Here is a 9732-nt window from a genome sequence, read left to right as displayed (position 1 = left end):
GTGCACCGGACGAGCCTGCCGCCCATGACCGCGGCGCAGCGCGCGCAGGCCGGCACCGCCGTGCGCGCCTACGCCGACACCGCTGCGGCCGGGCTCGGCGAGGGCTGGTCGGCGGCGATCCACGAGCTCGCGGCGGATGCGCTCGAGTCGCTGCCGTCCGAGCTCGACCGAGCCGTCGCTCGCACCGACCTCGGGGCGCGCGGATCGTGGTGGTGGCCGCTGCTCGCCGCGATCCAGTGGCTCGCGCTCATCGCCGCCGTCATCAGCGGCGTGTGGCTGCTGCTGCCGCTCCTGCTGCCGCTGTGGGGCATGGTGGCGCCCGGCATCCCGCAGGTCGAGGGCACGCAGACCTGGCTCGACGGCTGGCCGATCCCGCTCGTCGGGCTCCTCGGCGGCGTGCTGCTCGGCATCGTGCTCGGCCTCATCGGCGCGCTCCTCAGCGGCGCGATCGGCGCCGCCCGTCGCGCTCGCGCCGACCGTCGGCTGCGGAAGCAGGTGCATGCGGTCGCGCAGCAGGTCGTGGTGCTGCCGATCGAGGGCGAGCGCGAGCGGGCGCGCGAGTTCGCGGTCGCCGTGGCGCGCGCGGCCGGCCGCAAGCGCTGACCGGTCACCGCCCCTTCACGAGACGAGGCGATCCCGGGCGACCGCCACCGGCGGAGGCGATCCGGGCGGCTGCGAACGCGCGCGACCTCTCGCCGTGACGAGCGTCGCGCGCCTCAGTCGGCGGAGCTGCCCGCCGCGAGCTGGCGCGCCTCGGTCGCCGAGCGGGCGCCCAGCGCGCGCTCGGCGCGCTCCCGCGCCTCGTCGAGCGTGACGGTCAGCAGCTCGGCGCGCACGTCGGCGAGCGCCGAGGCGCTCATCGACAGCGACGTCGCGCCGAGCCCGACGAGCACGACGGCGAGCGCCGGGTCGGCGGCGGCCTCGCCGCAGACGCCCACGCCCTTCCCCGCGCGCCCGCCCGCATCCCCGAGCATCTTGATGAGCCGCAGCACCGCCGGGTGCCACGGGTCCTGCAGCGCCGCGACCGAGCCGAGCTGCCGGTCGGCGGCGAGCGTGTACTGGGTCAGGTCGTTCGTGCCGATCGAGACGAAGTCGGCGACCTCGAGCACCTGGTCGGCGAGCACCGCGATCGACGGCACCTCCGCCATCGCGCCCACGACCTCGAGCCCGAGCTCCCGCCCGAGCGCGACGAAGTACTCGGTCTCATCGACGTCGGCGATCATCGGCGCCATCACGGAGAGCTGCGCGTCGGTCGCGGCCTGCGCGTTCGCGAGGGCGGTGAGCTGGTCGCGCAGGATGTGCTCGCTCGCCCGCAGGGCGCGGATGCCGCGCAGCCCGAGCGCCGGGTTCTCCTCGTGCGCGTCGTTGAGGAACGACAGCGGCTTGTCGGCACCCGCGTCGAGCACGCGCGCCACGACGCGCTTGCCGGGGAACGCGGCGAGCAGCTCGGTGTACGACGCGGTCTGCTGCTCGACCGTCGGCGCGGTGTCGGAGTCGAGGAAGAGGAACTCGGTGCGGAAGAGCCCGACGCCCTCGGCGCCGAGCTCGACGGCCTTCGCCGCGTCCTTCGGCGAGCCCACGTTGGCCATGAGCGGCACGCGGTGGCCGTCGGCGAGCGCGCCCGGCGTGATGGGGGCGGATGCCGCGGACTGGCGCGCGGTGCGCTCGACGTCGGCGGCGGCGACGGCAGCGTCGTCGGGATCGAGCTCGACGGTCCCGGCTCGCGCGTCGACGATCACGCGCTGGCCGTCCTCGACCGCGGCGAGCAGGCCCACGACGCCGACGACGGCCGGCAGCGACTTCGAGCGGGCGAGGATGGCCGTGTGGCTCGTCGGCCCGCCGTCCTCGGTGATGAGCGCCAGCGTCTTCTCAAGGTCGAGCGTCGCCGTGTCTGCGGGGGCGAGGTCGCGCGCGACGAGGATGAACGGCTCGTCCGACTGCGGCACGCCGGGCGCGGCGACGCCGCGCAGCCGGGCGACGACGCGCTGCGCGACGTCGTCGAGGTCGGTCGCGCGCTCGGCCATGTAGCCGCCCATCGCCGTGAGCATCTCGCGGAACGCGGCGTACGCGCCCCACGTCGCGAGCTCGGCGTTCACGCCGCTCTCGAGCCGCGTGCGCACGTCGTCGAGGATCGCCGGGTCCTGCGCCATGAGCGCCGCCGCCTCGAGCACCTGCTGCGCGTCGCCGCCGGCAGCGGCGGCGCGCGCACCGAGCTCGTCGGCGACCGCCGCGAGCGCGACGCGCACGCGCTCGTGCTCCGCGTCGACGTCGGCCGCGAGCGGCTCGTCGCTGGGCGGCGCGAGCGGCTCCGGCATCCTCAGCACCTTCGCGGCAGCGATGCCCCGACCGACTCCGACCCCTGCGAGCGCACTCATGCGGCAACACTACGCTGGGCGCCTGAGCCGGGCCAGCATCGCCCAGCTGCCGCCTCGCGATCGCAAGGGGAGACCGCATGGGGAAGCTCGTCGAACGGCTCATGCGGTCCTGGCCGGCGCGGGCGTGGTTCCGCTACCTCGAGCAGCGCGGCCCCGTGCTCGCGCAGGGCATGACCCTGCAGGCGTTCCTGTCGCTCTTCGCGGCCCTCTTCGTCGCCTTCGCCGTCTTCATGGCGGTGCTCGGCGGCAACGTCGAGCTGCGGAATGCCGTCATCGGGTCGATCGCCTCGGCGATCCCGGGGCTCATCGGCGACAACGGCGCGCTCGACGTCGAGCAGCTCACGCAGTCGAGCATCGTCGGCTGGGCGGGCATCTTCGCCGCGGCCGCCATCCTCGTGACCGCGATCGCGTGGATCGCGGTGAGCCGCGAGGGCTTCCGCGCGATGTTCGACCTCGGCGCCCCGCCGTCGAACTTCTTCCTGCTCAAGCTCGGCGACCTCGCGGTCGCGATCGGCATCGGCCTGCTCGTGGTCGTCTCCTCGGGCATCCTCGTGGTCTCGCAAGCGCTCGCCGACGCGCTCGGGCTCGGGTGGGCAGGTCAGGTGGTCGGCTTCGTCGTGCAGCTGCTGCTCGACACCTCGGTCGTGCTGCTGCTCTACCGCTTCGGCGGCCGCTTGCGCCTACCCGCGAGGCTCATCGTGCCCGCGGCCGCCGTGTGCGCGATGGCGTTCGTCGTGCTGAAGCTGCTCGCGACGCTGCTGTTCCGCGGCGTCGAGAACAACCCGCTGCTCGCGGGCATCGCCGCGCCCGTGGTCATCCTCATCTGGCTCGGCTTCATCATGCAGATCGTGCTCATCGCGCTCGCGTTCGTCGCCGTGACGGACACCGGGCGCGCCTACACGCGCCTCGTCGAGATGGGCGGGCTCGACGCGACCCTCACCCCGGAGCGCGCGAAGGAGCTGCTCGCGGAGGTGCGCGCCGGCCGAGGCGCGGGCGACGACCGGGTCAAGCTGCACAAGCGGCTCGCGAGGGGACGCTGAGCCGCGCGGAGACGTCCGCGAGCGTCGGTAGGCTCGAGCGCATGGTCCGCATCGCCTCCGTCAACGTCAACGGCGTGCGCGCCGCGTTCCGCAAGGGCATGGGCGAGTGGCTCGAGGCCGGCGGCTTCGACATCGTCGCCCTGCAGGAGGTGCGCGCGCTCGACGAGGACCTGCTGCCGCTCGCGCCGGGCTGGCACGTGCTGCACGACCCGGCGACGGCGAAGGGCCGCGCGGGCGTCGCGGTGCTCTCGCGGGAGCCGTCGATCGAGCACCGCACCGACATCGGCCTGAAGACCTTCGACACGAAGGGCCGCTGGCTCGAGGCTGACTTCCTCGTCGGCGAGACGCTGCTCACGGTCGTGTCGGCCTACGTGCACTCCGGTGGCGAGGTCGGCAGCCAGAAGCAGGACGACAAGTACCGCTTCCTCGACTCGATGGCCAAGCGCCTGCCGCAGCTGCGCGCGCACGCCGACCATGCCGTCGTGATGGGCGACTTCAACGTCGGCCACACGCCCCTCGACATCAAGAACTGGAAGGGCAACCAGAAGAACGCCGGCTTCCTGCCGGAGGAGCGCAGCTACCTCGACCGGTTCCTCGGCACCGGCATGGTGACGGGCGTCGACGGCAAGCGCGGTCGCGGTCACGGATGGGTCGACGTCGGCCGCGCCGCGCATCCCGACACCGAGGGTCCCTACACGTGGTGGTCGCAGCGCGGCAAGGCCTTCGACACCGACACCGGCTGGCGCATCGACTACCACATGGCCTCCCCCGCCCTCGCGGCGGTCGCCCGCGACTACCGCATCGATCGAGCGAGCGCGTGGGACACCCGATGGTCCGACCACGCGCCCGTCATCGTCGACTACGACCTGTGATCACTCAGACGGGAAGCACCATGACCAAGCCCCGGCTCTACTCCGGGATGCAGCCCTCCTCGGGCTCGCTCCACCTCGGCAACTACATCGGCGCGCTGCAGCAGTGGCGCAGGATGCAGAGCGACAACGAGGCGTTCTTCTCGATCGTCGACCTGCACGCGATCACCGTGCCGCAAGCGCCCGGCGTGCTGCGCGAGCAGGTGCGGACGCTCGCGGCGCAGTACATCGCGGGCGGCATCGACCCGTCGGCCTCGTGCCTGTACGTGCAGTCGCACGTCGCGGCGCACGCGCAGCTGCAGTGGCTGCTGTCGACCATCACGGGCTTCGGCGAGGCGAGCCGGATGACGCAGTTCAAGGACAAGACGGCGAAGGGCGGGCAGGAGGCCGCGTCCGTCGGGCTCTTCACCTACCCCATCCTCATGGCCGCGGACATCCTGCTCTACGACACCGAGGTCGTGCCGGTCGGCGACGACCAGAAGCAGCACGTCGAGCTCACGCGCGATCTCGCGGAGCGCTTCAACAAGCGGTTCGGGAAGACGTTCGTCGTGCCGAAGCCCGTCATCCTCGCCGGCGGCGCGCGCATCTACGACCTGCAGTCGCCCGAGGCGAAGATGTCGAAGTCGGCCGACAACGACAAGGGCGTCGTCTGGCTGCTCGACGAGCCGGCGAGGACGGCGAAGAAGTTCCGCTCCGCCGTCACCGACACCGAGGGCTCGATCCGCGCCGACCGCGCCGAGAAGCCCGGCGTCACGAACCTGCTCGACATCCTCTCGGCGATGACGGATCGACCGGTCGCCGAGCTCGAGACGGAGTTCGCGGGGCAGGGCTACGGCGTCTTCAAGACCGCCGTCGCCGATGCCGTCGTCGCCGAGCTCGCACCGGTGCGCGAGCGCACGCTCGAGCTGCTCGACGACCCGGCCGAGCTCGACCGGCTGCTCGCGGCGAACGCCGAGCGGGCCGCCGAGGTCGCCGACGCGACGCTCCGGCGCACGATGGAGGCGATGGGGCTGCGATGACCGCGCTCGCCGGACCCTCGCTGCCCGTGCTGGGCGGCAAGGTCATGCTGACGGCGCTGCGCGAGGACGACATCGACCGCGTCGTGGAGGCGTGCTCCGCCGACGACGCGCGTCGCTACCTCGACACCCCGTGGCCGTACTCCCGCGCCGATGCGGAGGGCTTCGTGCGCGAGTTCGCGCCCGCCGGGTGGCGGGGCGAGCACGACGAGCGCGTGTGGGCGATCCGCGAGTCGCTGCGCGGGCCGATCGCGGGCGTCGTGGGCCTGCGCTCCGAGAAGGTCGAGGTCGGCTACTGGCTGCACCCCGACGCGCGCGGCAAGGGGCTCATGGCGGATGCGCTGCGCACGCTCGTCGGGCACGCCGAGGGATGCCTCACGTGGCCCGAGGTGCACTGGCGCTGCTGGGACGGGAACGTGGCGTCGATGCGCGTCGCGAAGGCCGCCGGGTTCTCCTACCTCGGGACGCGCGAGGCCGAGGGCCGGGACGGCGGGCGAGGCCTCGAGCACCTCGCGGTGCGCGTCGCGGGCGGCATGCCCGCCGGCGCGAGCCCCTGGCCGCCGCTCGACTGACCTCCCCCTCGCCCAGCCCCACCCAGCCTCGCCCCGCCGGGGGTGGTCACGACACGCCGCCTCGGCTGCGCGGGGTGGTCACGACACGCCGTCGGGCGCCCTCATCGTGCGGCGTGTCGTGACCACCCACGGCAGCACGGCCGGATGGGCGGGAATGGGATGCGGGAGAGGCGAGTTGTAGGGTGGCAGCAGCAACGTGCCCGGGGTCAGTGCAAATCTGAACCGGCGGTGATAGTCCGCGACCCGTGAGCGCCGCTCGATCTCGAGCAGCGCGAGCGGTTGAGCTGGTGGAACTCCAGCACCGACGGTGAGAGTCCGGAGGGGAGGCGCACGTGGGGTCGCTCGCGACCCCCGTTCCCCGCGCGCGTTCGGAGAGGAACGTCATGGCAGGGAACCCCGTCGCAGAGCGCGACGCGATGGCTCGCGCTCGCGAGCTCGCGCACCGCGGCCCGCGCGGCGTGAACCCGCAGGTGGGCGCCGTGATCCTCTCTCCCGACGGCCGCGTGCTCGGCGAGGGCTGGCATCGCGGCGCCGGCACGCCGCACGCCGAGGTGGACGCGCTCTCGCGGCTGCGCCCAGAGGAGGCGCGCGGCGCGACCGCGATCGTCACCCTCGAGCCGTGCAACCACACGGGCCGCACCGGCCCGTGCGCCGAGGCGCTGCTCGAGGCGGGCGTCGCTCGCGTCGTCTACGCGTGCGACGACCCAGGCGACGCGTCGAGCGGCGGCGCCGCGCGCCTGCAAGCGGCGGGCGTCGCCGTCGCCCGGCTCGACGAGGCGGAGGGCGAGGCCGTCATCGCCGACTGGCTGTTCGTGCAGCGCACGGGCAGGCCCCGCGTGACGGTGAAGTGGGCGCAGTCGCTCGACGGCCGCGCCGCCGCCGCCGACGGCTCGAGCCAGTGGATCACCGGCCCCCAGGCGCGCGCGCACGTGCACCGCGAGCGCAGCGCCCACGACGCGATCGCCGTCGGCACGGGCACGGTGCTCGCCGACGACCCGAAGCTCACCGCGCGCATCGACGGCGACGCCGACGCGCCGCAGCCCATGCCGGTCGTGTTCGGCACGCGAGCGATCCCGGTCGACGCCGCCGTCCGACGGCATCCGCGCGGCCACCGCACCGCGGGCCACGACCTCGAGCGCGAGCTCTTCGGCCTCGCCGCCGACGGCGTGCAGAGCCTCTACGTCGAGGGCGGCCCGACGCTCGCGAGCGCCTTCCTCGCCGCCGGCCTCGCCGACCGCCTCACCATCTACCTCGCGCCGACGCTCCTCGGAGGTCCGCGCACCGTGCTCGACGACATCGGCGTCCGCACGATCGACGAGCAGCGGCGCCTCACGGTGACGCGGCTCGAGCAGCTCGGCCCCGACCTCCTGGTCGAGGCCACGACAGAGGAAGTGCACTGATGTTCACCGGCATCATCGAAGAGCTCGGCGAGGTCGTCTCGCTCGAGCGCAACGGGCAGGCCTGGCGCCTCACCGTTCGCGGCCCGCTCGCCGTCAGCGACGCATCCCACGGCGACTCGATCGCGGTCAACGGCCTGTGCCTCACCGTCGTCGAGCAGACGGCGGATGCGTTCACGGCCGACGTCATGCAGATCTCAGTCGACATGTCGACGCTCGGCGACCGTCGCCCGGGCGACCGCGTCAACCTCGAGCGCGCGGCCGCCGTCGGCGACCGCCTCGGCGGGCACATCGTGCAGGGGCACATCGACGGCACCGCCGAGGTGCTCTCGATCGTGGAGGGCGACGGGCAGCGCACCGTGCGCATCTCGCTCGACCCAAAGCACGCGCACCTCGTCGTGCGCAAGGGCTCGATCGCCGTCGACGGCATCAGCCTGACGGTGTCCGCCGTGAGCGAGCCGACCGACGCGCAGCAGTGGTTCGAGGTGGCGCTCATCCCCGAGACGCTCGCCTCGACGACGCTCGGCTTCCGGGACGTGGGCGACCGCGTGAACATCGAGACCGACATCGTCGCTCGGCACGTCGAGCGCATGCTGCAGCTGCAGCGGGAGGCATCATGAGCATCACCACCATCGACGTCGCGCTCGCAGCGCTGCGCGAGCGCAAGCCGATCATCGTCGTCGACGACGAGGGCCGCGAGAACGAGGGCGACCTCATCATGTCGGCGCAGCTCGCCACGGCCGAGCAGGTCGCGTTCATGGTGCGCCACACCTCCGGGTACCTGTGCGCGCCGCTGACGGCCGAGCGGGCCGACGAGCTCGCACTGCCGCTCATGGTGCTCGACAACGAGGACGCCCGGCAGACCGCGTACACGGTCACCGTCGACGCGGCCGACCGCGACTCCACCGGCATCTCGGCCGACGACCGCGCGCATACGCTGCGCGTGCTCGCAGACCCGGCGTCGACGCCCTCGAGCCTCCGCCGCCCGGGCCACATCGTGCCGCTGCGCGCGGTCCCGGGCGGCGTGCGCGAGCGCAAGGGCCACACCGAGGCCGCCGTCGAGCTCATGACGCTCGCGGGCCTCGAGCCCGTCGCCGTCATCGGGGAGCTCGTCGAGGACGGCGGCGAGATGCGCCGCCTCCCATCGCTCATCGCCTTCGGCGAGGAGCACGACCTGCCCGTCATCACGATCGAGGACCTCGTCGACTACCTCGACGCCGGTGGCCTGCCCACCGCGTGCGGCGGCGCCAACGAGGAGTCGGCGCGAGTCTCGTTCGAGGTCGAGACCGACGTGCCGACGCGCTTCGGGATGTTCCGGGTCGCGGCCTACCGCGATCGCCAGACGGGTGCCGACCACGTCGCGATCATCGCCGGCGAGCTCGACGACGGCGCGCTCGTGCGCGTGCACTCCGAGTGCCTCACGGGCGAGGCGCTGCACTCGCTCAAGTGCGAGTGCGGCCCGCAGCTCGACGCGGCGCTGGAGCAGATCCAGGATGCGGGCAGCGGCATGGTCGTGTACCTGCGCGGCCACGAGGGCCGCGGCATCGGCCTCATCAACAAGCTGCGCGCCTACCGGCTGCAGGAGGACGGGCTCGACACGCTCGACGCCAACCTCGCGCTGGGGCTCCCGGCCGACGCGCGCGAGTACGGCGCCGCAGCCGACATCATCCGGCAGCAGGGCGTCGGCTCCATCCGGCTGCTCTCGAACAACCCGCTCAAGCAGCAGCAGCTCGAGCAGCACGGCGTCGAGGTGACCGAGCTCGTGCCGCTCCTCGTGGGCGTGGGCGAGCACAACGAGCAGTACCTGCAGGCGAAGCGCGACCGCATGGGGCACCAGCTCCCGTCGGTCATCGACGTCCGCGACGAACAGGGAGAGAGCTGATGGCTGGAGCAGGAGCGCCCACGCGCGACGGGCAGGGAGGCGCGGGCTTCGACGCCACGGGCCTGCGGATCGCGGTCGTGCACGGCCGCTGGCACGAGCAGATCGCGACCGCGCTGCTCGAGGGCGCGCGACGCGCGCTCGCCGAGATGGGCGCCGAGGTGCTCGAGCTGCCCGTGCCGGGCTCGTTCGAGCTGCCGGTCGTCGCCCAGGCGGCGCTCGAGGCGGGCGCCGACGGCGCGGTCGCGCTCGGCGTCATCATCCGCGGCGGCACCCCGCACTTCGAGTACGTGTCGCAGGCCGCCACGATGGGCCTCACCGAGGTCGCCGTGCGCACGGGCAAGCCCGTCGGCTTCGGCGTGCTGACCCTCGACGACGAGCAGCAGGGCATCGACCGGGCGGGCCTCCCCGGCTCGAAGGAGGACAAGGGCCGCGAGGCCGCCGAGGCGGTCGTCGAGGCCGCGCTCGCGCTGCGCTCGCTGCGCTCCGCCGATCGGTAGCAGGGCCGACCGGTAGACGGGCGGCGCTCCGCTCGATCGTTAGACTGGAGCGTCGTCCCCCAAGGAGCCGCAGCAGTCTCCGAC

At 73.5% G+C, this 9732-nt stretch carries 9 protein-coding genes, 1 pseudogene and 1 riboswitch; of the genes and pseudogenes, 9 read left to right on the top strand and 1 reads right to left on the bottom strand.

The genetic code is table 11. The features are described from left to right. Positions 1 to 603, top strand: a pseudogene (locus ABD106_RS12055) (ABC transporter); the annotation flags it as partial. Positions 604 to 716: 113 nt separating this feature from the next. Here ABD106_RS12055 and ptsP read toward each other — a convergent pair. After that, positions 717 to 2375 (bottom strand): phosphoenolpyruvate--protein phosphotransferase, encoded by a 1659-nt coding sequence (gene ptsP / locus ABD106_RS12050; RefSeq protein ID WP_343920662.1) that lies wholly within the window; start codon positions 2373 to 2375, stop codon positions 717 to 719. A 77-nt stretch (positions 2376 to 2452) separates the two neighbouring features. Here ptsP and ABD106_RS12045 point away from each other — a divergent pair, with 77 nt between their 5' ends. The 8 genes from ABD106_RS12045 (at position 2453) to ribH (ending at position 9648) form a co-directional block, all read left to right on the top strand. Beyond that, positions 2453 to 3415, top strand: a complete 963-nt coding sequence (locus ABD106_RS12045) for a YihY/virulence factor BrkB family protein (protein ID WP_343920660.1) — start codon at positions 2453 to 2455, stop codon at positions 3413 to 3415. 41 nt (positions 3416 to 3456) lie between these two features. Next, positions 3457 to 4287 (top strand): exodeoxyribonuclease III, encoded by an 831-nt coding sequence (locus tag ABD106_RS12040; RefSeq protein WP_343920658.1) that lies wholly within the window; start codon positions 3457 to 3459, stop codon positions 4285 to 4287. Positions 4288 to 4307: 20 nt separating this feature from the next. After that, positions 4308 to 5303, top strand: a complete 996-nt coding sequence (gene trpS / locus ABD106_RS12035; RefSeq protein ID WP_343920656.1) for a tryptophan--tRNA ligase — start codon at positions 4308 to 4310, stop codon at positions 5301 to 5303. Continuing rightward, positions 5300 to 5872, top strand: coding sequence for a GNAT family N-acetyltransferase (locus ABD106_RS12030; RefSeq protein WP_343920654.1), 573 nt, complete (start codon positions 5300 to 5302; stop codon positions 5870 to 5872). The genes trpS and ABD106_RS12030 overlap by 4 nt, the downstream gene beginning before the upstream one ends. A 192-nt stretch (positions 5873 to 6064) precedes the next feature. After that, positions 6065 to 6208, top strand: a riboswitch (FMN riboswitch). Between the two features lie 47 nt (positions 6209 to 6255). Continuing rightward, complete coding sequence (gene ribD, locus ABD106_RS12025) at positions 6256 to 7272, top strand: bifunctional diaminohydroxyphosphoribosylaminopyrimidine deaminase/5-amino-6-(5-phosphoribosylamino)uracil reductase RibD (RefSeq protein WP_343920652.1); 1017 nt, start codon at positions 6256 to 6258, stop codon at positions 7270 to 7272. Then, the gene (locus tag ABD106_RS12020; RefSeq protein WP_343920650.1) at positions 7272 to 7889 is read left to right on the top strand and encodes a riboflavin synthase; all 618 of its coding nucleotides are present in this window, start codon (positions 7272 to 7274) and stop codon (positions 7887 to 7889) included. The genes ribD and ABD106_RS12020 overlap by 1 nt, the downstream gene beginning before the upstream one ends. Continuing rightward, positions 7886 to 9151: a 3,4-dihydroxy-2-butanone-4-phosphate synthase gene (ribB, locus tag ABD106_RS12015; protein ID WP_343920648.1), complete on the top strand. Its 1266-nt coding sequence runs from the start codon at positions 7886 to 7888 to the stop codon at positions 9149 to 9151. Before ABD106_RS12020 ends, ribB begins: the two co-directional genes overlap by 4 nt. After that, positions 9151 to 9648, top strand: a complete 498-nt coding sequence (gene ribH / locus ABD106_RS12010; protein WP_343920646.1) for a 6,7-dimethyl-8-ribityllumazine synthase — start codon at positions 9151 to 9153, stop codon at positions 9646 to 9648. The genes ribB and ribH overlap by 1 nt, the downstream gene beginning before the upstream one ends. Positions 9649 to 9732 lie beyond the last annotated feature (84 nt).

The organism is Agrococcus citreus, assembly GCF_039527715.1.
GTDB lineage: Bacteria > Actinomycetota > Actinomycetes > Actinomycetales > Microbacteriaceae > Agrococcus > Agrococcus citreus.
Note: the sequence above shows the minus strand (reverse complement) of the source record. Positions and strands in the feature narration are given on the sequence as shown.